Consider the following 24,563-nt stretch of genomic DNA (forward strand, 5'->3'; position numbering starts at 1 on the left):
AACGGGAACATTATTGACACGCCAAGTTATGCATGCTTCGGAATCGAAGGTTAGGTGAGAGCGCGTGAAATGAGATACTCGGCGAGGGTGGTCAGTACCTGCTTGCACGAAGCGCGGTCTCGCGCGTCGCACAGCAGGATCGGCACCTGCTCATCGAGGTCGAGCGCATCGCGCACCTCCTGCGTCGAATACACCGGCGCACCCTCGAAACAATTGACGCCGATGGTGAATCCGATCCCGCGCCGCTCGAAGAAGTCGATGGCCGCGAACGAATTCTCCAGCCGCCGGGTATCGGCCAGGATCACAGCGCCGAGCGCGCCCCGCGCCAATTCGTCCCAGAGGAACCAGAATCGGTCCTGACCGGGTGTGCCGAACAGATAGAGCACCAGCCCGGCATCGATGGTGATCCGCCCGAAATCCAGGCCGACCGTGGTGGTGGTCTTACTCTCCACACCGGTGAGATCGTCGACGCCCGCGGAGCGTTCGGTGATTATCTCCTCGGTGCGCAGCGGGGCGATCTCGCTGATCGTCCCGACCATGGTGGTCTTGCCGACCCCGAAGCCGCCCGCGATCAGGATCTTCACCGATTGCGCGAGCGCGTGGTCCTCGTCGAACCCGGTCATGCCGGGGCTCAGCCGAATTCGCCGGGGCGGCGGGCCGCGGTGGAAAGGAATGTTCCCACCCGCTGCACGGTCAGGTTCATCTCATAGGCCACCATGCCCAGATTGGCGTCCGCGCCCGCCTGCAGCGCGAGGCAGGCGTTCGCGCCCGCGGCGGTCACGAAGAGCACCGCGCGATCGAGTTCGATGACGGCCTGGCGCACGTCGCCGCCGTCGAAACGGTGTCCGGCACTGCGGGAGAGCCCGTACAGCGTGGAGGACATGGCGGAGAAGTGTTCGGCATCCTCGCGCAGCATGCGGGTGGAGCGGCCGAGCAGCAGACCGTCGGTCGAGTGGACCACGGCGTGACGGACACCGGCGAGCTTGTCGACGAGATCGTCGAGCAGCCAGTCGAGGTCACCGGCGGGAGAAGTACTCACCGTCGCCTTCCTGTCGATGTGTGATGGGTGGGAGGGTGCCCTGATCGGAGCGGCGGCCCTGGCGGGTGCCGTTCTCGATGGCGGACATGAGGTCTCGGGCCTGCTCGGGACTGCGTTCGGGCAGTGCGGGCGGGGCCGGTTCGAGGACAGCGGTATTCCAGGCCGTCGACTCCTCGGGAGCCGGATCGTGCGCCAATTCGGGTGCGAGGCTTTCCTGTCGGCGGCGCTTGGGCAGCGAGGGGCGCGACCCTTGCGGGTCCGCGGACTGCTCACGGCCGGCTCCGTCGGTGTGCGCGGCGTGATCGTCCGGCCGGTGATCGACCGAGGGTTCCACTCGTGCATGGCGGCCCGTGTCCATGGGCCGAGCTGCCGGGGCGGGCGGTAGGGCATCGCGCCGCGCGGGTGCGTCGAGCACCGGCAGTTCATCGGTGTCCGGGCGGAATTCGGCACGGCGGGGGATCGGGAGCTGACCGGAGGTGAACTCGGGCGAGGGTGTCTCACCGGCGATGAGCGCGGCGGGCACCAGCACGATGGCGCGCAGACCGCCGTAGTCGGATTCGGACAGGCGCACCGAAATGCCGTGCCGGGCAGCGAGTTGCGAGACCACGAACAGGCCGAGTCGGGAGTCCGAGGAGAAGGTGCTCAGACCGAGGTCGGCGGCGGTACCCAGCACTGCGTTGATGCGTTCGAGCTCGGGCTCCGGAACGCCCACGCCCTGATCGATGATCTCCAGCGCCACTCCGCGCCCCACCGTGTTACCGGTGATCTGCACCTTGGACTGTGGCGGTGAGAAGTGCGCGGCATTGTCGATGAGCTCGGCGAGCAGATGGATCAGATCGCCGACGGCCAGACCGACGATGAAAGCCTGTGGCAGCCGCCCGGTTCGGACCCGCTGATAGTCGACGGTCTCGCCGACGGCGCTGCGCACCAACTCCATGAGCGGCACCGGATTGCGCCACTGCCGGCCGGGGCGTCCGCCCGCGAGGATGACCAGGTTCTCGGCATTGCGGCGTTCGCGGGTGGCGAGGTGATCGAGTACGAAGAAGGTCTCGAGCAGCGCCGGATCCTCCTGCTTGGATTCGGCCTCGTCGAGGATCTCCAACTGCCGGTGCACCACGACCTGGCTCCGGTGCGCGATATTGAGGAAGACGGCCTTCACGCCCTCGCGGGTGCGAGATTCGGTGACCGCGGCGGAGACGGCGGTGGTGTGCGCGTGGCTGAACGCGTCGGCGACCTGACCGATTTCGTCGCCGCCGAAATCCAGTGCGGGAGTTTCGGTATCGATATCGACGTGTACGCCGTTCGCGAGCAGTCGCATGGTCTCGGGCAGCCGCTCGTCGGCCAGGGCGATGGTCTCATCGCGCAGGCGTCGCAGTCGCCGGATGATCCGATTGGCCAGGGCGAGCGCGACCAGAATCGCGCCGAGTGCGACGACCACCATGGCCGCGCCGGTGAGCAGGGAAGTGCGGGTGGTCGTGGTGGCGGCGTCACTGGCCAGACGCTGGGCTTCGGAGTTCTCGGCCTGCCACATATCCGCGAGCGCCTTGTTCACCTCTTTGACGGCGTCCTCCCAGGCGGCGGGGGACAGCGGCAACGGCGCGGGTTTGAAGGTCGCGCCCTCCGCGCGCGGTACCGCACGCTGGGAGAGCGCGGTCTCCATACTGCTCAACCGCTGCCAAGCCGCCCCGCCCACAAGGGTTTTCGCGGCGGCCGCCTGCTCCGGATCAGCGTCGGTGAGCAGCCGTTCCACGCGATTGTGGTAGAAGCCGACCAGTCGCAGGTAGTCATCGGCCAGATCCGCGGGCAGGCCGGTGCCGCCGTCCAGGAGTGCCGCGCCGAGGGAGTTCGCGCGATTCATGGCCTCGAGGCCCTCCAGCACGCCACCGGCCGCGGCGAGTTCGATGGCGGTGGCCGGGTCCGGCGCGGTCCGCTGGGCGATGCGCACCCCGGCCAGGACGAACTGCGGCATGGAGCTGTAGAAGGCGTCGGCGTCGCCGAGGGGCAGGGTTCCGGCGTCCAGTCCGACGCGAATCACCGTGAGCCGCTTACCCAATTCGGTGAGTGCGGTGGTGGCATCGTCCATGGATTTCGGTCCGATGGCGTGCAGTCTCGATTGCGCGGGGACGAGGTCATGCAGTGCGGAGTCGAGGCGCTGGCGAGCGGCGGCCAATGCGTGCAGGTCGGTATCGGCTCCGGCTATCCGCCACATCGTGATTCGGCGTTCCTGTTCGAGCGCCTCGATGAGTTCGCGGGTGGGTGCGACCCCGGCGCGCATTTCATCGGCCCAGTCCTGGGCGGAGTTGGAGCGGTCCACCAGATATCCGGTCGCGCCGACGCCGACGGCCACCAGCGCGAGGCTGGGTACCAAGGCGATGGCCAGAATTCGTGTCCGCACCCCTGGCCGCCTGCTGCGCATTGCCCGAGGGTAGCCATCGGGTGGCCGCAGCGCCCGTGCGAGTCCTCTTGAGCGGGATGGGATTTGACTCCGAGACCGGCCGTCCGGTATGCGACGGTGGCCGCGTCGTCGCCCGAACAATCCTTGAATCCGTTGCGCGAGAGCGAGTCTCGACGACGGTCCGGCCAACCCGGTTCACCACCTGCGCTGTGCGTTTCCAACCTGGTGACCAGAGGATAGCCCCGCGTTCCCGCGCGCGTAGCCGGTTCGCCGCAGCCGGATTCTGCCCGCCGGGCACGACGCCCGTCGGCCGTCGAGCCAGACGTTCACCGACTCGACAGCTACGCGTCGGATTCGGGCAACCGTCCAGGGTTACGTTCGCCGCGCCCGGGGTACAGCGGGCCCGAAGGTTGGAGGGAACTAAGTGCAGCACAAGAAGCGCGCCTGGCTCGGCGCGGTCGCGGCCATCACGGCCGCGTTCGTGGGCTCGACCCTGGTCGCGGGTTGCGGCTCGGACAGCAAGGCCGACAACGAAGTGCACAACATCATCTACCTGCTCGGTGACGGTATGGGACGCACCCACATCACCGCCGCGCGCGAACGCTTCATGGGTGTCAAGGGGCACCTGAACATGGAGCAGCTGCCGTACGTGGGAGCGGTATCCACCTACGCGGTGGAGCCGAACAGCGATAAGCCCGCGCTGGTGACGGACTCCGCGTCCGCGGCCACCGCGTGGTCCTCGGGGGTCAAGACCTACAACGCCGCGCTCGGCGTGGACGCCTACGGCAAGTCCGTGCCCACGCTCATGGAGCAGGCCAAGGCCGCCGGTTTCGCCACCGGCAATGTGAGCACCGCCGAGATCACCGACGCCACCCCGGCCGGCATGGTCAGCCACGCGCTGCTGCGCGGCTGCCAGGGACCGACATTCAGCGAATCGACCTGCCTGCCCAAGAAGTCCGACGGCAGCTATGCGGCCCAACCCGCGGACAAGACGCTGGTGACCCCGATCGCCGAGCAGATCGCGCGCAACGGCACCGCCGATGTCATCTTCGGCGGCGGCCTGGCCCGCTTCGAGCCCGATGACCAGAAGGCCATGCTGGACAAGGGTTATCAGGTGCTGGGCAGCATGGGAGACCCCGCGCTCGAGGCGCAGACCGCCGACAGCCAGAAGGTCGCCACCGCCGCGGATCTGACCGCGACCAAGAGCGATAAGGTGATCGGCCTGTTCAACCGCGGCAATATGACCGTCACCCAGGCCAAGGCGATGCTGCCGGACTCCGCGCCGCAGAAGCAGGAGCCGACCCTGGCGGCCATGACCACCAAGGCCATCGACCTGCTGTCGAACCGCAAGGACAGCAAGGGCTTCCTGCTCCAGATCGAGGGCGCGCTCATCGACAAGCGCTCGCACGCCAATGACGCCGCGCAGACCCTGGACGAGATGAAGGCGTTCGACGACGCCGTCGCCGCCGCCATGGACTTCGCCAAGAAGGACAAGCACACCCTGGTGATCGTCACCGCCGACCACGAGTGCGCGGGCTTCAACATCATCGAGAAGAACACCTTCACCAATGCCGAAGCGGTCGGACCGCCCACCAATGTGGACACCACCAACCCGGCCAACAACTCCAACCCGCCGCGGGACGGCAAGGAGAACGTGAAGGATCCGGTTCGCTCCAACGGGTTCGTCAATGGCTCGGGCGCCAACGACCCGCGCAACTTCGCCCCGGCGACCTTCCGCACCGTCGATGACAAGCCCGAGGTCAAGGACGGCTCGGCCGAGGCCAGCCTGTGGCTGACCTACCTGTCCGGCAACCACACCGGCGCGGACGTGATGATCTACGCCTACGGTCCGGGCGGCGACGCCTTCGCCGCCAGCCAGGACAACACCGCGCTCTACACCAAGATGCACCAGGCCCTGCTGCCGTGAGCGTGAACGGTGTTGCGGCGCCCGCCTATTCACTGCCGCACGTGGTGAAGGCCGCCGAGCTGCGCGGACTGACCACGCCACGACAGCCGCAGACAGCAGGTGCGGGCCCACGGACGCGGCGGCGACGTCGCCTACGCGGCACGGCGTCGACCACCGTACGCGGGGCGATGATCGCCGGACTGCTTGCCGCGGTCGCGTTCGGAGCGGGATGCGCCCCCGCGTCGAATACGACCACGTCGAGTCCGGTGGCTACGCCGTCATTCGCACCGAAACCCGCTGTGGCACCGGCCGGTTCGATCGCCGCCGCGCCGGGTGAGGTGCGGGTGGAACCGGGACCGTTCACCGATCGGATCAAGCTGACCGGTACCCGATTGGACGGGAACGCGGTCCACGGTCGCCTGGCCATCACCACCGATGTGAGCGATGTGCTCGCCCTCGAGGTGTCGGCGGCGTTCTACGACGCCGCCGGACGCCTGGTGGGCACCGGACATTTCGAGCACGCCGATGAAGAAGCCATGGGCGGCGGATCGCATATTCCGCACAATGACGGTATCGACTTCACCATCACCTCGGCTCCGGCCGATGCGGCGGTCTCCGCCGCGGTGCTGTCGATTCCGGTGCTGGTCAACGAATAGCCCGCTCCCACAACACCACTCGCGAGCCCGCGTGCACACACCTGGTGCACGCGGGCTCGCGCGTCTCACGCGAACCAGGGCGGCGATAGGAGCGGTGTAGCCGCGAGTAAGGTCCGCTGTCCACCACCGGGGATTGCCGCAACCGATCATGCTGGGACAGCGTGGTCTTCCCCGGTATGCGGCACGCACACCCCTCGTACGCGTGCCGCACGCCGAGCGATAACGGAACTCATCAGGTGCTATTCGGTAGAGCTGGTGCTGGGGGATTGTTCGGTCTCGACTGCCCATTGGTTACAGATCAACGATTCTTGGCCGCTATTCGAGGGTCGCGGGCAGACCGAAGCGTTCGAACAGCTGGGACCCCAGGAACACGGTGATCTTGTCGATGCCCCCATCCTGGACAGTCAGCACGTGGATGGATTGTGCGCGGTAGATGCCCTGGTCGTCCCGCTGATAGCAGGCGGCCGCGGGTTGGGTATTGGCGGCCGTACCCACGCAACGCCACCTGCCCGGATCGGAACCTGTTTTGGCGGTGAAGAATTCGAGCACATCGGCGCGGCCCGCGAACCACACCAGGGCGGGCGGCATCTCCATGACGACATCGTCGCGCAGCAGTTCGGCCAGGCCCCGCATATCCGAGCGGCCGAAGAAGTGCATGTAGCGGTCCACCGCCATCCGCTCCTGCGGGCTCAGCGATTCCGACATCTGATCCAGCATCGGGGCAACCTTCTCCAGGTGGGCATGTGCGCGCTGTAGCGCGCTGTTGATCGCGGCGGGGGAGGTCTCGAGCAGATCGGCGACCTCGGCGGCGGACCAGGCCAGCACATCGCGCAGGATCAATACGGCGCGCTGACGGGCGGGCAGGTACTGCAGCGCCGCGATGAAGGCGAGCCGGATACCGCTGCGCGCCGTCACCACCGCCGCCGGATCATCGGCCGAATCGCCCAGTAGCGCATCGGGAATCGGTTCCAGCCAGGGAATCTCCGGATACCGCTGCGGGGTCGGTACCAGCTGTTCGCTCGGGCCGACCAGCCCGGTGGGCAGGGCGCGCCTGCCGCGCTGTTCGAGCGCGGTGAGACAGACATTGGTGGCGATCCGATAGAGCCAGGTGCGCAGTGAACTCTTGCGCTCGTCGAAGCGATCGGCCGCCCGCCAGGCCCGCAGCATGGTGTCCTGCACCAGATCCTCGGCCTCGTGAATCGAACCCAGCATGCGGTAGCAGTGCGCGAGCAACTCCGGCCGGAACGGCCCTGTGCGGGAAGCGAATTCGGTACTGTCCGGCATGGACGAGGAACCTACCGCGTGCTCGGAGCGACGGGTGTCGATGCCGGTCACGCGGGCGTTCCCAGCTGCTCGGCATCGAGTGCCGCGACCACCGCGTCGGGCACCGGCGCACCGGCCGGAATGAGCAGGCCCAGCAGCGCGCCGAGCACGGCGAGCAGCGCCGCCGTCACCGTCGCGGCGGCGAAACCATCGGTGAAAGCCTGCGCCGAGGCGAAGCTGCCGACCGCGGCGAAGACCGCCGCGGGGACCGCGATTCCGAAGGCCCCACCGAGCTGACGCAGCGCACTGTAGGTGCCGGAGGCGGCGCCGACGGCGGTCATGGGCACCGCGCGCAGGACCGCGCTCTGAGCCGACGGAATCGCCATCGACGCACCTATACCGGCGATCACGAAGGGCGCGAGCAGCATCGGATACGGCAGATCGGGGCGAGCGATCAGGGCGATCCAACCGAAACCGGCGGCCTGCATCACCAGGCCCAGCACCACGAGCGGGCGCTCACCGAACCTGTTGACCCGCCTGCCCGCGACGGGTGCGATGAGGAACAGCGTGACGGTCCAGGGGGCCAGCCGCAGACCCGCGCCGAGCGGACCGTAGCCCATGACCACCTGCAGGAACTGGGTGAAGAAGAACGCGCCGCTGAAAATCGAGGCGGTCAGCAGGAATCCGGCCGCATTACCCGCAGAGAAGGCGCGGGAGACGAAGAATCCCATGGGGACCAGCGGTGCGGCGGTGTGCGACTCCCAGCGAATGAACCCGGCGAGTGCGGCCGCACCGATGACGAACGCCGTCACGACTTCGGTACCAGCCCAACCGGATTCATTGCCCCGGATCAAGCCCCACACCAGGCCGAAGGCGGCAATGCTCACCAGCGCGATCCCGGCGTAATCCAATCGCCTTGCCAGGCCGAAGCTTTCGGGCAGTCGCGTCCGCACCAGCGGGACCAGCAGTACCCCGATCGGGACGTTGATCCAGAAGATCCACTGCCACGTCAGCCCCTGCACCACCGCGCCGCCCAGGAGCGGGCCGCCGAGTGTGCCCAATCCCGTTGTGGCGGCGAACAGTCCGAGGGCGCGGGTGCGTTGTGCGGGTTCGAAGGCCGCCGAGAGCAGGGCCACCGCCACCGGCATGATGGCCGCCGCGCCGATCCCCTGCGCGGTGCGCGCGGCGATCAACCAGCCCAGATTCGGCGCCAGTGCGCAGCCGGCGGAAGCCACCGTGAACACGGTCAGTCCCGAGGCGAGTACGCGCCTGCGGCCATAGCGGTCGCCGAGCGCGGCTCCGGCCATCAGCAGGACCGCGAAGCTCAGGTTGTAGGCGTTGATGGTCCATTCCAGTGCGCCGAGTGAGGCGTGCAGATCGAGTTGAATCGCGTGCAGGGCCGTGGTGACGACCAGTGCGTCCAGCACGATCATCAGCCCGGCGAGTGAGGTGAGCGCGAGTACCCAGCGCTGACCGACTGTCATTTTCATCGTGTGCGGTCCTTCTTCGAAGGGATGTCACGAGTACTTACTCGCGGCACGCGGCGAATTCATCGGCCCCAGTCGGCGGTCCCGGCGTTCCGGTAAGAGTAGATTGTGTGTACCCGGCAGTAACTTGTAAGTAGGAGGCGACGATGCCCGTTCCGGCAGCCGCAGTCTTCGAACGTCTGCGGACGTTCGCGGCAGTGGATACCACCGAGGATCGCGAAACCCGCGCGATCACCGAGGTGTTCACCGGCAGGACGCTCGGTTCGGTGCCGGTGGGCACCGCCGCCGATGTCACCGCCGCCGTCACGAAAGCACGTGCCGCACAGACGGAATGGGCCGCCCGCCCCGTCAAGGAGCGAGCCGCGGTCTTCAACCGCTACCGGGATCTCGTGGTGGAGAACCGCGAATACCTGATGGATGTGGTGCAGGCCGAGACCGGCAAGGCGCGCTGGGCCGCCCAGGAAGAGATCATGGGCCTGATGTTCGCGGCCCGTCACTTCGCCCGCGTCGCGCCGCGACTGCTGGCCGAACACAGTGTGCCCGGGGCGTTCCCGGTGCTGAACCGGACGTCGGTGCATGCGGTGCCCAAGGGCGTTGTCGGCGTCATCGCGCCGTGGAATTATCCGATGCTGCTGTCCATCGGCGACTCCATCCCCGCACTGCTGGCGGGTAATGCCGTGGTGGTCAAGCCGGACAGCCAAACCCCGTACTCCTCGCTGGCCAATGCCGAACTGTTCGCCCGCGCCGGTCTGCCCCGCGATCTGTTCGCCGTGGTCACCGGACCCGGTACGGTCGTCGGCACCGCCATCGTGGACGCCTGCGACTACCTCATGTTCACCGGCTCCTCAGACACCGGCCGCACCCTGGCCGAACAGTGCGGCCGCCGCCTGATCGGCTTCTCCGCCGAACTCGGTGGCAAGAACCCGATGATCGTCACCGCGGGCGCGGACCTCGACAAGGCCGCCAAAGCCGCTGTGCGCGCGTGCTTCTCCAACGCGGGCCAGCTCTGCATCTCCATCGAGCGCCTCTACGTCGAGCAGTCGGTGGCCGCCGAATTCACCGAAAAGTTCGTCACGGCGGTCAAGGCCGCGAAAGTCGGTGCGGCCTACGACTACTCGCAGGACATCGGCAGCCTGATCTCCGAAGCCCAACTCGAAACGGTCACCAAACACGTGGCCGACGCCGTCTCCAAGGGCGCGAAGGTGCTGGCGGGCGGCAACCCCCGCCCCGACCTCGGCCCCCTCTTCTTCGAACCCACGGTGCTGTCCGGCGTCACCGACGCCATGGAATGCGGCCGCAACGAAACCTTCGGCCCCCTGGTCTCCATCTACCCGGTAGCCGATGTCGAAGAGGCCATCACCCGAGCCAACGACACCGAATACGGCCTCAACGCCAGCGTCTGGGCAAGCAGCAAAGCCGAAGGCGAGCGCATCGCCTCCCGCCTACACGCGGGCACAGTGAATATCGACGAGGGCTACGCCCCGGCCTGGGGCTCCACCGGCGCCCCCATGGGCGGTATGGGCATCTCCGGCGTAGGTCGCCGCCACGGCCCCGACGGCCTCCTCAAATTCACCGAACCCCGAACCGTCGTGGTAACCCGCTTCCTCAACCTCGACCCTCCACCCCTGATCTCCCAGGACAAATGGCAGCCCTTCCTCATGGGCGTAGCCCGAGCCATCAAGTACCTCCCGGGCCGCTGAACCAACGTGCATACAGGTGATGTACCCGAGCCTCCGTAGCCGAGAACGCCTCGGGCACATCACGAGTGGGTTGGGCGGTGGCGCGGCCGGCCCGGAGAAACCGGCCGCGCCGCCTGTCATCCGGTCAGGTCGATGCCGCGGGGCGGGGCGGGAGCCGCTTCCAGCACTGCCGCTTCGGCATCTGTGAACAACCGGGACCGGATGACGAATCGGACCCCCTCGGGGACTTCCAGGGAGAACCCGGCGCTGCGGCCGGGGGTGACGTCGACGGTGAGATGGGTGTGGCGCCAGTGTTCGTACTGGTCGGCGGTCAACCAGAACGGGGTGTCGGGGAAGACGCGGCCGAGTAGGACGTCGGCCGCGGCGACTCGGAAGTCGCCCAGCGGGTAGCACATTGGCGAACTGCCGTCATCGCAGCTGCCGGACTGGTGGAACATGACCGGACCGTGGTGGGAGATGAGGCCTTGCAGCACATCGGCCGCGGCGTCGGTAATGGCCACTCTGGTAACGGAACCCGTCTTCATGGTCGCGGCTCCTGATCGCAGATATGCGGTGACCGGGGTCACTATGAACCCGTGGGGTTGGCAGAGGGTTGGCGCGCGGTTGGTGAAAAGTAGGCTGTTCAGTGCAACCCGCGCACAACGATGCTCCAACCGGCGGGCGGTTGTCTCAGATCGCCGAGGTGACCGGGAACCCGCTCACCATCGACCAACTACGCGCGTAATGCGGTGTGCAACCGAGCCGCCACCAGCGCACGACGACTGTCGCCGGGGGCGAGCAAACGCAGTGCGTGCTCGTGGATTTCGATATCGTCCGGACAACGCTGCCCGAATCGCAAGGCGTGCTCGGGATTTCGATCCGCGAGTACCGCGGTGCGCAGTCCGACGTCGAGATGTTCACGCCACTGCACAATGCCGGGGATATCCGAATCCGGTAGTAGCGGACCGCGATACAGCCGCACGGCGGTGGCCAGATCGCCCGCTTCGAGCGCGGCGAGCAGTTCGGTCGCGTCGCAGGCCACCGGATCGGTGAGCATATAGCGGCGGTCCGCGATCCGACCGTCGGTGGCGCGGCGCAGCCGCGAGACATCGGCCTTGAGGGTGCTCGGGGACACCGACCGGTCACCGTAGACCGCGGCGTGCAGACGCTCCGGCGTGAAGCCCTCCGGCTCCAGGGCGAGCAGGGTGAGAATCTCCACCTGACGCGGGCGCATGGCAATCTGCCGACCCTGCTTGAACAGGCGTGGCACGCCCAGGCATTCGAGGCGGGTGCGTGCGACCGGCCTGGATTGCTCCGTATGCAAACGTGATTCGATGGCCGTGACCAAGGCGCGCACCGTGCTGAGGATCATCGGATGCGAGCGATCCCAGTAGGTCGACAGATCCAGCACGCCCAGCTGCCGACCGTCGGCGGCGCGAATCGGGGCGCAATAGCAGACCCACCCGTGCAGGGCCTCCACCAAATGCTCTGCGGCCCACACCGAACTGGGCCGACCGGTGTGCAGGCTGAGCGCGACGCCGCTGGTTCCCATATACGGCTCGTCCCAGCAACCACCCGGCGCCAGGTTCACCGTCTCGGCCCGCCGCCGAACCGACCGATCGCCACAGCTGAACAGCACGGTCCCTTCGTCATCGGTGACGACCGCGATCATCCCCGCGTCCTCGGCAATGGCCCGAATCTCCCCGGCCAATTCGGTGACCGGTGTCCGCAACGGCGAATCCGCCCAGCGCGCACCCAATTCGTCGCGATCGGTGGCGGGTGCGACCGCGCGCGCCGGATCCACCGTGCGCAACGAACGCTCCCACGACTCGACGACCTCTTCCCGAAGCGTCGGGACCGGAACATTCGGAGTCACGATCGCCGGTAACTGTCGCGTGCCCGCGGCCCAGCGCGCCCACACCTTCTCCAACTCCGCGCGCTGCTGTGATAGGGCGGGCAGGTGTGTCATCGCGCAAACTCCTCGCGGGGCGACTCGGAAATGCGATACCCCATGATGGCGCGCGGACTCGCCACGTGTACCCCATTCGGTGGAGTCCACGCGGTAATTCGATCCGACCGCCTTCGCAGGCTTCGCGAACGGCCGGATCTCGGTGCTTGCGATCTCGTCGGATTCGATTGGTAGGCAGCAGGTATGGCGTACCCATTTCGCATCGGTGTGAACATGATTGCTCCCGCTTCGCGGGCGGCGTGGATCGAGAAGTGCCGTCGCGCCTGAAGATCGCTCGGCCGCAACCGAAATGCCCGCCGCGCGACTGCCGTCATCGCACTGCCGCACGGCGAGTAATCCCGTATCGCGTTTGAGCCCGCTCAGTCGAGGCATTACGTCCGCAAGAGGACGGACTCGACGAGGAGGTACAGATGTCGGGTGCAATGACAACCGTGGTCATCATCATTCTGGTGATCGCCGCGGTGGTGGTGATCGCGTTGGCGTTGCTGCCGCGCATGCGCAGTCGAAAGCTGCGTGAACGGTTCGGACCGGAGTACGACCGCACCCTCGAGCAGGCGGACAGCCGGCGCGAGGCCGAACGCGAACTCACCGAACGGGAGAAGCGGCACAGCCAATTGCGGCTGCGCGAACTCGGCGACGACGAGAAGCGCCGCTACACCATGCAGTGGGCGCATGTGCAGGAGCAGTTCATCGACGATCCGGCACGCGCGCTGGACAATGCCGACCGACTGCTGACGCTGGCCATGGCCGATCGCGGCTATCCGACCGAGGGCTACGACCAGCAGGTCGCCGATCTCTCGGTCGAGCACGCACGGCCGCTGGCGGAGTATCGGCGCGCACATGAGATCGCCGGACGAGCCGGGCGCGGTGAGGTTTCCACCGAGGATATGCGCGCCGCCATCGTCGACTACCGCCAACTGTTCGCGGACCTGGTGGGCGTCAATGGCGACACCACCCGCGACGGCCGCCACGCGACAACCGAGAAGTGAGGAACAACCATGAGTATCGAATCAGAGCAGGCGAAACAGCTTGCCGCCGAGGAGAATACGGTGACCGGCGGCGATGTCCGGTCCGCCGGGCCCGATGACCGGCCCATCGCCGAACGCACCAGTGGCCGCGCCGCCGACACCGGCGGGCGCACCGCGACCGCAGGCCACGACGGGGCGGAGAACCTGAGCCCCGACGCCCACGGTGAAGCCTCAGGGCGCGAAACGCAGCGCTCGGATCGCGAGCGCCACGAGGATCCGACCGGGGCAACACATTCGGGCCAGGACCCGGCTCTGGGCCAGACCCGCCATTCGGGCCAGTCCCCGGAATTCAGCCAGCAGGGCCAGGGATTCGGACAAGCGCCGCACGCCGGTCAGCGGTCCCAGATCGACGATCCCCGCCAGCCCGGTCAGATCCGGAACCCCGGTCAGTCACCGCGCTTCGACGAGGCGCGGGGACAGCACGGGCAGCGAACCCCCGCCACCGACCCGACGCAGTTGCGCGGGCAGTGGCGTGAGGTGCAGGGCATGTTCGTCGATGATCCGAAGGATGCGGTGACTCGGGCCGATCAATTGGTCTCCGGGACCATTCAGGCGCTGGCCGATGATTTCGCGCAGCGCCGTCAGCAGTTGGAGCAGCGCTGGCAGCATGGAAACGGCTCGGACACCGAGGAGTTGCGGCAGGCACTGCGCGGATACCGTGAGCTGTTCGATCAGCTCATGACGGCATCGGCGGGCGGGGCGACGAACATATAGGACTTCTCCTCGATCCGCTGGCGGATCCGCCACGCACCGTCCACCCGGACGAAGCTGTCGTGGTACCAGAGCCCGCACAGCATCAACCGCTGATGACCGTCCGCACCAGCCACCACCATCGGGTTGTGGCACATGGTGCGGGCGGTCGCGTGATCGCCCTCCACCCGAATCGCGGAGTTCGCGACCATATGCTGGAACGCCGAGAAATTGGGCATGACGGAGGCCAGGAACGCCTTGGTGGAGGCCAGATCACCGGCCGGACCGCCCATGGCCGTGTAGTCGATATGGGCGTCGGCGGTGAAGAGTTCGTCGAGCAGCTCCCACTGGTGGGTGTCCACGGCGTGCGAGTACCGGACCATCAGGTCCTCGATCTCCATCCGGTCCGAAATCTCCTGCAGGGACAGCATGCGCGCGCCTCCGGGGTTGTGCCGATACGGCTGTGGGTCGGTGCCCGAGCGTACGGCGCACCGGCGGCTGATCTTGTGTTTTCGAAAGATACGGGGGTGCAATCGATCTCGTCCAGACCGGTCCGCAATATTCACCCGGTTATGCGCGAGCGGCATAACTCTTGGCGGCGACCGTCCGGGCGACCTGCTGCGGAGTCCCGCCCATGAGTCCGCGCCAGGGCAGGTAGGGGAGCAGCCGAACGTTCAGATTGCGCACCCGGATCATGGCCTTGCTCCCGGGCGCGTACCACCGACCCACACCTTCGGCGAACTTCTGGCAGGCATCGACCATCGGACGCATCTCCCGCTCGTAGCGCGCGAACGCGACCCGGTAATCGCCTGCGGCAGCGGCCAATTCACCCGCGAGCAGATAGGCGCCGACCAGCGAGAGATCCGCACCCTGCCCGGAGAGCGGTGAGGCGCAATACCCGGCGTCCCCGACCAGCGATACCCGCCCCTTCGACCAGGTCTCCATCGTGATCTGCGCCATGGCATCGAAGTAGAAGTCCTGTGCCGCAGACAGTTCCGCGAGCAGGCGCGGCACCTCCCAACCCTGACCGGCGAACGTGTCGGTGAGAATCCGGCGCTGCGCGTCGATATCGCGATAGTCGTAGTCCAGCTGTTCCGAGGCCCACGCGAAAATCGCCTTGGCTTCGGTGTTCTCGCGAGCGCTGTAGCTGCCCGCGATCTTGCCGGGGGTGTTGTAGTCCAGCTCCCAGCGATCCAGCTTCAGCAGGTTGGGCATGGTGAAGATCGAGATGTAGTAGCCCATATGCCGGACGAATTCCGACTCCGGGCCGAAAACCAGTGCGCGCGTGTGGGAGTGGACGCCATCGGCGCCGATCACCAGATCGAAGGTGCGGGCGGGGGAGTGTTCGAACCGCACCCGCACGCCGTCCTCGGTTTCGGTGAGCGCGGCGATGGAGTCACCGAACAGGTACTCGACATCCTCGCGGGTGGCCTCGTAGAGCACCCGGGACAGATCCCCGCGCGCGATCTCGGCATCACCGTTGGCCCCGACGCCATTGAAGACCTCACTGCTGATGCTGGCCTTGACGGTGCCGTCGGCAGCCACGTACGAGGTCCCACGCTTACCCGTCTGGAGTTCGTGCACCCGCTCGAGCAGGCCCATCCGGCGCAGTACATCGGTGGCGGTGCCGAGCACATCGATGGCCTGGCCCCCCTCGCGCAGGGCCGGAGCCTTCTCGACGATGGTCGGGTTGAAGCCATAGCGCTTGAGCCAGAAGGCGAGGGCGGGACCCGCGATGCTGGCACCGGAGATCAGGACATTGCGGTTGGCGATCTGCTGCATGACCAAAACTGTACAAATGTCTTAGGCGTTTGCGCAATACCTTTGTTTCAGGCATTTGCACTATGCTGCTCGGCATGGGAAATCGCGAGGATCTGCTGGCCGGCGCACGCACCTGCCTGTTCGAGAAGGGCTTCGCCCGCACCACGGTGCGCGATATCGCCACCGCCTCCGGCGTGAGCATGGCCGCCATCGGTTACCACTTCGGCTCCAAGGAGGCCCTGCTCACCGCGGCCCTCACCGCGGCCACCCAGGAATGGGGCACCGAGCTGGCGCGCGCACTGACCGCCACGGACGCCACCGAACCCGATGCCCTGCGCCGCTTCGCCGCGCGCTGGGACACCGTGCGCGAATCCATCACCGCACACCGGGGCGTCTGGTCCGCCACCCTGGACGCGCTGTCCCACACCGAATCCCGTGAACAACTGGCCGCCACCACGCCCGAGGCGCAAAGGGGTCTGGCCGGTCTCTTCGAGGGTATGGAGGACTCCGATCCCGAGGCGAGTCGCAGGGTCGGCACGTTCTATCAGGCACTCCTGATCGGTGTCGCCGCCCAACTGCTCATCGACCCCGAAACCGCGCCCACCGGAACCGATCTCGCCGAAGCCCTGCACCGGATCACCGCCCCGGCCGGGCAGACGGCCACCGCCGGATAGCGCGGCGCCGGGCCGAGTGCCCGACTTTGCGGCATTGTGGTGCCGTGCCCACCATCACCCTGGAAAAGGTCAGCGCAGGCTACGGATCGACACCGCTGCTGGTCGAGGTGAGCGCGACCTTCCCCGACGGTCGCTGCGCCGCGGTGATCGGTCCCAGCGGCGCGGGCAAGACCACTCTGCTGCGCCTGCTGAACCGCTTCGCCGACCCCGGCGCAGGCCGCATCCTCATGGACGGCACACCCATCACTGATCTGCCGGTGCTACCGCTGCGCCGCCAGGTCGGGCTGGTAGCACAGAAACCGGTGCTGCTCACCGATACCGTCGCGGACGAGGTGCGGGTGGGTCGCCCGGTCTCCGCCGAGCGGGTCAACGAACTCCTCACCCGCGCCGGATTACCCCCGGACTTCGCCGATCGGCGCTGTGCGGAGCTGTCCGGCGGTGAGGCACAGCGGGTTTGCCTGGCCCGAGCGCTCGCGGTGGAGCCCGAGGTGCTGCTCCTGGACGAACCGACCTCCGCCCTGGACGACACCGCCGCGGCGCACATCGGAGATCTCATTCGCAAGCACACCGCCGCGGGCGGCAGCGTCGTATTGGTAAGCCACGACACCACATTCGTCGCCGGAGTGGCCGACGACATCTGGTATCTGGAGCGCGGCAAGCTGTCCCGCCTCGCCGCCGAGGGGGAGGTGGACCGGTCGTGACCAACGAACTCTCGGTACCCGACTGGACCGGTGTCACGGCGTCACTGCTACTGGTCGGTCTGGCCGCGCTGATCGCCTATCGCCAGCGCCTCAACCTCACCCGCGAGTTGCTCATCGCCGCCGCGCGGGCCGGAGTCCAGCTGATCGCCGTGGGCGCGGTACTGCTGATCCTGTTCCGCCACACCGGATTGCCGGGCGCGCTCGGCTGGGTCGTGCTCATGGTCGTGATCGCGGGCTTCGTAGCCGGCCGCCGCGGCGCGGGCCTACCGCATGCCCGCCGCTCCGCGACCCTGGGCGTGGCGTTCGGTTCGGCCGTCACCCTCGGCGCGCTGATCCTGTTGGGCGTCATCTCCACCCACGCCCGCGTGGTGGTTCCGGTGGGCGGGATGATCGTCTCCTCGGCCATGCAGGCCACCGGTATCGCCCTGCGCCGTCTCGCCGAGGACGCGCGACACAACCGCGACGCCGTAGAAGCCCGTCTGGCGCTTGGCCTTTCGGCGCATGACGCCTTCCTGCCCTATCGCCGCTCGGCGCTGCGCACCGCGCTCATCCCCGCGATAGACTCTACGAAGGTGGTCGGTCTGATCAGTCTGCCGGGGGCGATGACAGGTTTGATTCTCGCGGGTGTGGATCCGCTCACAGCGATCCGCTACCAGATAGTGGTCATGTATATGCTCTTGGCCGCAACGACTCTCGCGGCTCTGGCAGCCACCAGGGTCGCCGAACAGACCCTCTTCGACCCCGTGCAGCGCCTGGTGTCGGTGGCCGAATAGCGGTCGGATCGCCGGTTGAGCCTGAAACGCCGGTATTGTCATATCGGCAGGTAAACTGGTTGGGAGATAGGCAGTTTCGATGGAACCAACCGATTTCTTCATGCCCTACGCGCCGGTGGAGCTCAATCCGCGGGAGCTGGAGGCAGAGGCGGGTATGTGGGAGTGGCTCGAGGCGTTCGAGCTGATACCCACCGAGTTGACGCGGCGGCGGATGGAACGCACCAGACCTGCGCGAATGTACGCGCTCTGGTGTCCGCACGCCGATGTCGAGGAGCTCACACTCCTGAGCCAGTACACGGCTTGGGCTTTCGTCGTCGACGATCAGTTCGATATTGAAATTCCGGATCCCCAGCGCAGTTTGGAGGCCGTACAGGCCCTCAACGCGGTATTCGACAGTGCCAGGCAACCTTCCGGCGTCCTCGCCGTGGCGTTCGCCGACCTGTGGCGGCGGCTGTCGGAGGGCCGCTCGCCGGAGTGGCGCGAAGCCGTGCGGGGGGAGATCCGGGACTGGCTCTGGACGTACTACACCGAGAGTGTGGGCCGACTCTCCGGAAATCTTCCGGATCTGGAGACCTATCGCGCGCATCGCCGAGACGGGGTGGCGCTCTTCGTCTTTCTCGATATCAGCGAGCGGGCCGAAGGAGTGGATCTGGCCGCGGCCGCCCGCTATCTTCCGGCCATGCGCAGTCTGCGTGAGGCCGCGGTCGAGCATATGGGCCTGTTCAACGATGTGCTCTCGGTGGCCTCGGACGAAGCGTCCGGTTACCTCTACAATTCGGTGCTGCTCGCCGAATATCACCTCGGGCACAACAGACCTCAGGCGCTCAAGCTGGTGAACGACATGCTCACCGAGTGCATAGACCGCATGACGGCAGCCCTGGAGCGACTCCCCGCCGAACTGGACGATGCCGGTGTCGTCGATCGTGATCGCGACGACACCTTGGCCACCGCAACCAATTACACGGTGTACGTTCGGGCGAATTTTGATTACCACTATCAAGCGGCCCGTTATACGAGCGCGCCGGTGGAGGCCCTGGAACACGGCCTGCCACTCACCTGAACTGCGGCGGAGCCGCCGTTGCCGAAATGAAATCCACAGGCGGCCCCGCGTTTTCGCATCCGAGTGGGACGATTGGACTCTTCTATGCATGGCCGCCCAATCACCGCCGGGTGGCTGCGGAGGCCGTGTGTCCGAGTGAGCGGGGCGGATTATGCGAGCGTCGAAACCGACCAGAACCACAGCGGGACAACGACTCGACGGTATGCGCCGATGGGGACTGTCCCGGCCGAGTATGGCCAACCAGTTGAGCCACAGCGAAATACGCCAGCGGCCCGCCGAGTACGGCCAACACCCGGCCGAGAGTGGCGCACAGCACGCGGCCCGCAGACAGCTGGCCGCCGCCCGCCTGGCCATCGAACCGGTGCTGCGCGCGGCGGTCGACTCGCTCGCCGACCCGATGGATCGCATGGCGGGCTACCACTTCGGCTGGTGTGATGCCGACGGAGTGGCGATCACCGGCGCGCAGGGCAAGGCTTTACGCCCTGCTCTCACTTTCGCCGCCGCCGTGGCCTGCGGCGGCAGTATCGAGAACGCGACCCACGCGGCCGCGGCCGTCGAACTGCTGCACAACTTCTCGCTGGTGCATGACGATGTCATGGACGCGGACCCGTTCCGGCACGGCCGGCCCACGGTCTGGCGGGTGTGGGGTGAAACCAATGCCACGCTGCTCGGCGATGCTTTGCAGGCACTGGCGCTGGGTGTGCTCTCCGACGGTGTGCCCGAACCGGTCACGGCCGAGGCGGTCATCCGGCTGGCCCGCGCCACCGTCACACTGTGCCGGGGGCAGTACGAGGATTGCGCCTTCGCGGCGCGGTCCTCGGTGAGCGTGGACGAGTACCTCACCATGGCCGCGGGTAAGACCGGTGCGCTCCTGGGCTGTGCGTGCGCCCTCGGCGCGCTCTGCGCGGGCGCGGATCATCGCGTGGTGTCGGCCATGCACACCTTCGGCTGCGAACTCGGCCTGGTGTTCCAACTGGTCGACGATGCCATCGATATCTGGGGTGATCCCGCGGTGACGGGAAAGCCCGCGCACAGCGATCTGATTCAGCGCAAACAGTCGTTCCCGGTGGTCTCCGCACTGGCCTCGGATACCAATCCGGGCCGGGAGTTCGCGCGTATGTATCACGCGCGCCAGCCGATGACCGCGCAGCGCGCGGCCCGGGCGGCCCTGTTGATCGAGGAGGCGGGCGGGCGGGAACACACGCTCGGACGTGCCGCCGCCGCATTGGAGTCGGCGCTGGGCGCACTCCCGCCGGAGGTGGCCGCGGCCGATCTGACGGCGCTGGCGCACCTGGTCGCCCATCGAGACAAGTAATCGACGCAGGGCAGAGGATTTATGTGTAACCGACGGTTACACATACTTTGTCTCTTACCGAAGAAGGGGGATTGCCGCGCACGACGGGCGACTGATGTCCAAGACAATAGCATCGCGCCCGGCGCGCCGCGGTGTCACCCCCCTCGAATTCGCCTCAACCGAAGACCCGGACACCGCCGACATAGGTCTGATCGACCTGGGTTTCGGCGATCTCCGAGGGCCGGTGTTCGAACGGATCCCGGTCCAGCACAACGAGATCCGCGAGTGCGCCGACCCGCAGCGTGCCGGTGTCATCGCGGCGGTTCACATACGCCGAGCCGGCGGTGTACGCGGCGAGGGCGGTCATCAGATCCAGTCGCTGTTCGGGCAGCAGCGGCGGCTCGTCCGAGTCCGGATGAATGCGATTGACCGCCACATGGATGCCCGCCAGCGGTGCGGCCTCGCTCACCGGCCAGTCGCTGCCGCACGCGAGAGTGGCGCCGGCGCGCAGCAGATCACCGAACATGTACTGCCGTTCGGCCAGGTCACCACCCATGAAGGGCAGGGTGAGCTCATCCATCTGCGCCTCGTGCGCCGCCCACAGCGGTTGCAGATTCGCCACCGCGCCCAGGCGATGGAAGCGTGGGATATCGTCCGCGTGCACCACCTGCAGATGTGCCAGGTGGTGGCGATTGCCGCGCGGGCCGTTGGCGATGAGGGCCGCCTCGACCGCGTCGAGGGATTCGCGGACCGCGCGATCGCCCAGGGCGTGGAAGTGCACCTGGAAGTCGAGTGCGTCCAGTTCGGTCACGTAGTCGCGCAGCGCGATCGGATCGACGAAGCTGAGTCCGGAGTTGCCGGTGCAGCAGCCGTGCCGATCCTTGTACGGCACGGTCATGGCCGCGGTGTAGTTCTCCGCGATGCCGTCCTGCATGATCTTGACGGTGTCGAGGCGGAAACGCTCGGACTGGAACTGCTTGCGGCGCAGGATCATTGCCGGAATCTGCGCGGCGCCCTGTTCCCGCTCCCACCACTGTGCGCCGCTGACACGAGCGGTGAGGGTGCCGTTCTCCGAGGCCGCGAAGTAGGTGGCGGCGTGATCCATCGGACCGCCGTCGGCACTGAGGTACGCGTCCTGCCAGGCGGTGATCCCCAGCGCGTGCAGGTGCGCCTGCGCGCGCAGCAGTCCCGCCATCCGGTCCTCGGCGGTGATGGCCGGAAGCACCTGCTCGACCAGGTGCATCGCGCCCTCCTGGAGCATGCCCGCGGGTGTGCCGTCGGGCTCGCGTTCGATGCGACCGTCCGCCGGATCCGGTGAATCCGCAGTGATCCCGGCCCGTTCCAGCGCCCGGGTATTGGCCCAGGCGCCGTGATGATCGCGATTGGTGAGATACACCGGGCGATCGGGCACCAGAGCGTCGAGCTGCTGCCGGGTCGGCACACCGCCCGGAAAGCTCTCCATCGACCAGCCGCTACCGGTAATCCATTCCCGCTCGGGATGTTCGGCGGCATAGGCGGTGATGCGGCGGAAGTACTCATCGAGGTCCACCGTGCCGGTGAGATCGCATTCGCCCAGTTCGACGCCTGCGGAGGCGGCGTGGATATGCGCGTCCTGGAAGCCGGGCAACAGGGCCCGTCCGGTCAGATCCACCACCTCGGTGCGCGGACCGATCGCTGCCCGCACCTCGGCGTGTCCGACGGCGGTGATGCGGTCGCCGGTGACGGCGAGCGCGGTGGCGCGGCTGCGCGCCGAGTCCATGGTGAGGACGGTGCCGCCGGTGAACACAAGGTCGGCGTGGGTCATTCGGTTGCTCCTGACAACGAGGGGATCGGTTCGGGCAGGGCTGGCTCTTCGATGTCTTCGGTTACCAGCGTCTCGCGCGCGGGGCGCAGGAAGTAGGGGGAGCGGCGCACCCATTTGGCCCAGGCGGCGACCGCGATTCCGGACAGGACCATGGCCAGCGGCACCGAGAGTACGAACCAGCCGTTGTCGGCGGCGACCTCGTAATGGTCGACGCCACTCCAGTAGTCCCAGCTCAGGGCGCCCGCGAGGCCCAGCAGCAGGATCGCGCCGAGCATCGGCAGGATGACCGGGACCACGGCCGCGCGCACACCGACTCGCAGCAATCCGCGGAATCGGACAGCCGCCGCGAGTGCGGTCGCGGCGTAGTAGAGCGCGACGATGATGCCGATGGCGTTCACGGTCGCATTGATCAGATCGGGCACCTTCGGAATGGCCAGCGCCACCACGCAGACGACCATCGCCAGCGCACCGAGCACGAGGGTTCCGGCGGCGGGGGTCCCATAGCGCGGATGGACGCGCGCCCACACCGGGCCGAGCGTGCGGTCACGGCTCATGGCGAACATGCCACGCACCGTGGGCAAGACACCCGATTGCAGCGAGGCGACCGCGGAGAAGGTCAGCGCGATCATCGGCAGCAGCGTCAAAGGCGAAGTGGCCAAGGCATTTCCGAAGTAGACCAGTCCCTCGGCACCGTGATCGGCCATTTCGTCCAGTGGCAGCACGCGCTGAAAGGCGAAGGACGCCAACAGGAACAGACCCAACATGAGGATCAGCGTGTAGGCCCCCGCGCGACCGGAGGTGCGGCTGTCGTGGCACTCCTCGGTCATGCTGTACGCGGAGTCGAAGCCCCAGTAGCAGAACACCGCCAGCACCATGCCCTGTGCGAAGGCCGCGCCCGAGGGGATATCGAACGGATCGACCCAGTCCATACTGAAGGGCTGATCGCCGACGAACAAGCCGTAGCCGCAGAAGCCAAGCAGCACAACGTATTCGAAGATGAGCAGCACGCTCTGCACCTTGGCGGCCAGATCCACGCCGACGATCGCGGTGATGACCGCCGCGACCAGTAGGAGCAATCCGACCAGGGTGGACTGCAGTGTCGATTCGGCGGTGAGCTCGACCCCGCCGATACTGCGCAGTCCGGCCTGACCCGCCAGCGCCAGAATCGATGAGCCGGTGACGGTGGTGGTGTACGCCAGGAACAGCACCATGCTCACCGCCATCACCCAGCCGCACAGGAAGCCGAGCCACGGGTTCAGCGAACGGCCCACCCAGACATAGGTATTGCCCGCATTGGGTTCGACCCGGTTCAGATGGGCATATGCGCCCGCTATGCAGGCGACCGGAATGACGGCCAGCGCCATGATGATCGGCAGGTGCAGGCCGACAACGCCCGCGGTGAGACCCAGGCCGATGCCGATACTGGTTGTTGCCGCGGTACTGGATGCGGCGATGACGACATTGTCGAGGACGCCGAGTGACCTACGCATTGGAGTGGTGGTCATGCAGTTCAACTTCCGAAAGTGGGGGTGCGCACAGGAGCGGTGTCCATATAGAAATGTCAACGGCTATTTATGTCAATGGTGTTGACATAAGCTGCGTCGCATGAGCGACCTTCGGACCCCCGGAAAACCCCGCCAGCGCCACCGACCCAGCAAACAGGGAGCCATACTTTCGGAGGAGCTGATCGTCGATACCGCGCTGCGCATGATGCGCGAGCACGGGGCGGGCGGACTCTCGGTACGGCGACTCGGGGCGGCACTGGGCGCGGACCCGTCGGCGCTGTACCGATACTTCAAAGGCACCGATGACCTGCTGCTCGCGGTCGCCGACGAACTCATCGGCCGCACCATGGCGGAGTATGCGCCGACCGGCGATTGGCGGCGGGATCTGCGGACCATAGGTCACCGTATTCGAGATGGATATCTGGACTGCCCGCAGGTTGCCACACTCACCATGTATCGCACCACCGGGCGGGCGAAGGAGGCCGAATCCATCAACACCGTCCTGGGCGTGCTGCGCGGCGCCGGATTCCCGGACGAGGAGGCGGTGCGGCTCTACCACGCGCTCGTGGATCAGGGCATGGCGAGCGCGGCACAGGAATCCTGCTGGAGCGCGATGCCGGAGAGCGCCCGGGCGGCCGAGTATCGGGTCTGGGACGAAATCTACCCGGCGCTCGCTCCGAAAACGTATCCGCATCTGGTCGCCGTCGCACCGCTGCTGCGAGACGAAATGCGCCGCAAATCCTACGATTACGCGCTCGAACTGTTTCTCGATGCCGCCGCCGCCCGGCTCCAGGCGCTGCGACCTCGTAAATCCCGCGCCCGGACCGCGGTTCGGGCCGAATCCGAGCCGGAGCGGCCCGAGTCACCGGCCTGACCGAG

General features: G+C 67.2%; 22 protein-coding genes. 11 read left to right on the forward strand and 11 right to left on the reverse strand.

Annotated features, from left to right (window positions below):
- Window positions 1–50 precede the first annotated feature (50 nt).
- Genes OHB26_RS30855 through OHB26_RS30865 form a run of 3 tightly spaced genes read right to left on the reverse strand, consistent with a single transcriptional unit; the run spans window position 51 to window position 3,455 of the window.
- Window positions 51–623, reverse strand: a complete 573-nt coding sequence (locus OHB26_RS30855) for a GTP-binding protein (RefSeq protein WP_330180771.1) — start codon at window positions 621–623, stop codon at window positions 51–53.
- Between the two features lie 8 nt (window positions 624–631).
- Complete coding sequence (locus OHB26_RS30860) at window positions 632–1,039, reverse strand: roadblock/LC7 domain-containing protein (protein WP_330180772.1); 408 nt, start codon at window positions 1,037–1,039, stop codon at window positions 632–634.
- Window positions 1,017–3,455 carry a sensor histidine kinase gene (locus OHB26_RS30865; RefSeq protein ID WP_330180773.1) on the reverse strand — a complete coding sequence of 813 codons (2,439 nt, stop codon included), beginning with the start codon at window positions 3,453–3,455 and terminating at the stop codon, window positions 1,017–1,019. Before OHB26_RS30865 ends, OHB26_RS30860 begins: the two co-directional genes overlap by 23 nt.
- 403 nt (window positions 3,456–3,858) lie before the next feature.
- Between OHB26_RS30865 and OHB26_RS30870 the strand changes: the two genes are divergently transcribed.
- A complete protein-coding gene (locus OHB26_RS30870; protein WP_330180774.1) occupies window positions 3,859–5,361 on the forward strand; it encodes an alkaline phosphatase in 1,503 nt (500 codons plus the stop codon).
- Window positions 5,358–5,996, forward strand: a complete 639-nt coding sequence (locus tag OHB26_RS30875; RefSeq protein WP_330180775.1) for a hypothetical protein — start codon at window positions 5,358–5,360, stop codon at window positions 5,994–5,996. The genes OHB26_RS30870 and OHB26_RS30875 overlap by 4 nt, the downstream gene beginning before the upstream one ends.
- A 315-nt stretch (window positions 5,997–6,311) precedes the next feature.
- On the opposite strand, the gene OHB26_RS30880 is transcribed toward OHB26_RS30875, so the two are convergent.
- Both OHB26_RS30880 and OHB26_RS30885 read right to left on the reverse strand, forming a co-directional pair.
- A complete protein-coding gene (locus tag OHB26_RS30880) occupies window positions 6,312–7,322 on the reverse strand; it encodes a sigma-70 family RNA polymerase sigma factor (RefSeq protein ID WP_442943051.1) in 1,011 nt (336 codons plus the stop codon).
- Between the two features lie 5 nt (window positions 7,323–7,327).
- Window positions 7,328–8,749 (reverse strand): DHA2 family efflux MFS transporter permease subunit, encoded by a 1,422-nt coding sequence (locus OHB26_RS30885; RefSeq protein ID WP_330180777.1) that lies wholly within the window; start codon window positions 8,747–8,749, stop codon window positions 7,328–7,330.
- Window positions 8,750–8,892: 143 nt separating this feature from the next.
- Between OHB26_RS30885 and OHB26_RS30890 the strand changes: the two genes are divergently transcribed.
- Window positions 8,893–10,446: a succinic semialdehyde dehydrogenase gene (locus tag OHB26_RS30890; RefSeq protein ID WP_330180778.1), complete on the forward strand. Its 1,554-nt coding sequence runs from the start codon at window positions 8,893–8,895 to the stop codon at window positions 10,444–10,446.
- 116 nt (window positions 10,447–10,562) lie between these two features.
- On the opposite strand, the gene OHB26_RS30895 is transcribed toward OHB26_RS30890, so the two are convergent.
- Together OHB26_RS30895 and OHB26_RS30900 are read right to left on the reverse strand one after the other, a co-directional pair.
- A complete protein-coding gene (locus OHB26_RS30895) occupies window positions 10,563–10,970 on the reverse strand; it encodes a DUF779 domain-containing protein (protein WP_330180779.1) in 408 nt (135 codons plus the stop codon).
- Window positions 10,971–11,158: 188 nt separating this feature from the next.
- A complete protein-coding gene (locus tag OHB26_RS30900; protein WP_330180780.1) occupies window positions 11,159–12,394 on the reverse strand; it encodes a transcriptional regulator in 1,236 nt (411 codons plus the stop codon).
- A 410-nt stretch (window positions 12,395–12,804) separates the two neighbouring features.
- Here OHB26_RS30900 and OHB26_RS30905 point away from each other — a divergent pair, with 410 nt between their 5' ends.
- Entirely contained in the window at window positions 12,805–13,383 is a 579-nt protein-coding gene (locus OHB26_RS30905; protein ID WP_330180781.1) for a hypothetical protein, read from the forward strand.
- A gap of 9 nt (window positions 13,384–13,392) precedes the next feature.
- Window positions 13,393–14,136, forward strand: coding sequence for a hypothetical protein (locus tag OHB26_RS30910; RefSeq protein ID WP_330180782.1), 744 nt, complete (start codon window positions 13,393–13,395; stop codon window positions 14,134–14,136).
- Here OHB26_RS30910 and OHB26_RS30915 read toward each other — a convergent pair.
- Window positions 14,094–14,543: a nuclear transport factor 2 family protein gene (locus tag OHB26_RS30915; protein WP_330180783.1), complete on the reverse strand. Its 450-nt coding sequence runs from the start codon at window positions 14,541–14,543 to the stop codon at window positions 14,094–14,096. The genes OHB26_RS30910 and OHB26_RS30915 overlap by 43 nt on opposite strands.
- Before the next feature lie 139 nt (window positions 14,544–14,682).
- Window positions 14,683–15,894, reverse strand: a complete 1,212-nt coding sequence (locus OHB26_RS30920) for an FAD-dependent monooxygenase (protein WP_330180784.1) — start codon at window positions 15,892–15,894, stop codon at window positions 14,683–14,685.
- 74 nt (window positions 15,895–15,968) lie between these two features.
- On the opposite strand from OHB26_RS30920, the gene OHB26_RS30925 reads away from it, so the two are divergent.
- The 5 genes from OHB26_RS30925 to OHB26_RS30945 all read left to right on the forward strand — a co-directional run bounded on the left by OHB26_RS30925 (window position 15,969) and on the right by OHB26_RS30945 (window position 20,396).
- Window positions 15,969–16,547, forward strand: coding sequence for a TetR/AcrR family transcriptional regulator (locus OHB26_RS30925; protein WP_330180785.1), 579 nt, complete (start codon window positions 15,969–15,971; stop codon window positions 16,545–16,547).
- A 44-nt stretch (window positions 16,548–16,591) separates the two neighbouring features.
- A complete protein-coding gene (locus OHB26_RS30930; RefSeq protein WP_330180786.1) occupies window positions 16,592–17,248 on the forward strand; it encodes an ABC transporter ATP-binding protein in 657 nt (218 codons plus the stop codon).
- Window positions 17,245–18,021 carry an ABC transporter permease gene (locus tag OHB26_RS30935; RefSeq protein ID WP_330180787.1) on the forward strand — a complete coding sequence of 259 codons (777 nt, stop codon included), beginning with the start codon at window positions 17,245–17,247 and terminating at the stop codon, window positions 18,019–18,021. The genes OHB26_RS30930 and OHB26_RS30935 overlap by 4 nt, the downstream gene beginning before the upstream one ends.
- Window positions 18,022–18,100: 79 nt before the next feature.
- Window positions 18,101–19,081, forward strand: a complete 981-nt coding sequence (locus tag OHB26_RS30940; RefSeq protein WP_330180788.1) for a terpene synthase family protein — start codon at window positions 18,101–18,103, stop codon at window positions 19,079–19,081.
- A gap of 202 nt (window positions 19,082–19,283) precedes the next feature.
- Window positions 19,284–20,396 (forward strand): polyprenyl synthetase family protein, encoded by a 1,113-nt coding sequence (locus OHB26_RS30945; protein WP_330180789.1) that lies wholly within the window; start codon window positions 19,284–19,286, stop codon window positions 20,394–20,396.
- 154 nt (window positions 20,397–20,550) lie between these two features.
- On the opposite strand, the gene OHB26_RS30950 is transcribed toward OHB26_RS30945, so the two are convergent.
- Both OHB26_RS30950 and OHB26_RS30955 read right to left on the reverse strand, forming a co-directional pair.
- Window positions 20,551–22,179, reverse strand: a complete 1,629-nt coding sequence (locus OHB26_RS30950; RefSeq protein ID WP_330180790.1) for an amidohydrolase — start codon at window positions 22,177–22,179, stop codon at window positions 20,551–20,553.
- Window positions 22,176–23,684: an APC family permease gene (locus tag OHB26_RS30955; RefSeq protein ID WP_330180791.1), complete on the reverse strand. Its 1,509-nt coding sequence runs from the start codon at window positions 23,682–23,684 to the stop codon at window positions 22,176–22,178. Before OHB26_RS30955 ends, OHB26_RS30950 begins: the two co-directional genes overlap by 4 nt.
- Window positions 23,685–23,784: 100 nt before the next feature.
- Here OHB26_RS30955 and OHB26_RS30960 point away from each other — a divergent pair, with 100 nt between their 5' ends.
- Window positions 23,785–24,558 carry a TetR/AcrR family transcriptional regulator gene (locus OHB26_RS30960; protein ID WP_330180792.1) on the forward strand — a complete coding sequence of 258 codons (774 nt, stop codon included), beginning with the start codon at window positions 23,785–23,787 and terminating at the stop codon, window positions 24,556–24,558.
- The last annotated feature ends 5 nt before the right edge of the window (window positions 24,559–24,563 follow it).

Source organism: Nocardia sp. NBC_01503 (assembly GCF_036327755.1).
In the GTDB taxonomy this organism is placed as follows: domain Bacteria; phylum Actinomycetota; class Actinomycetes; order Mycobacteriales; family Mycobacteriaceae; genus Nocardia.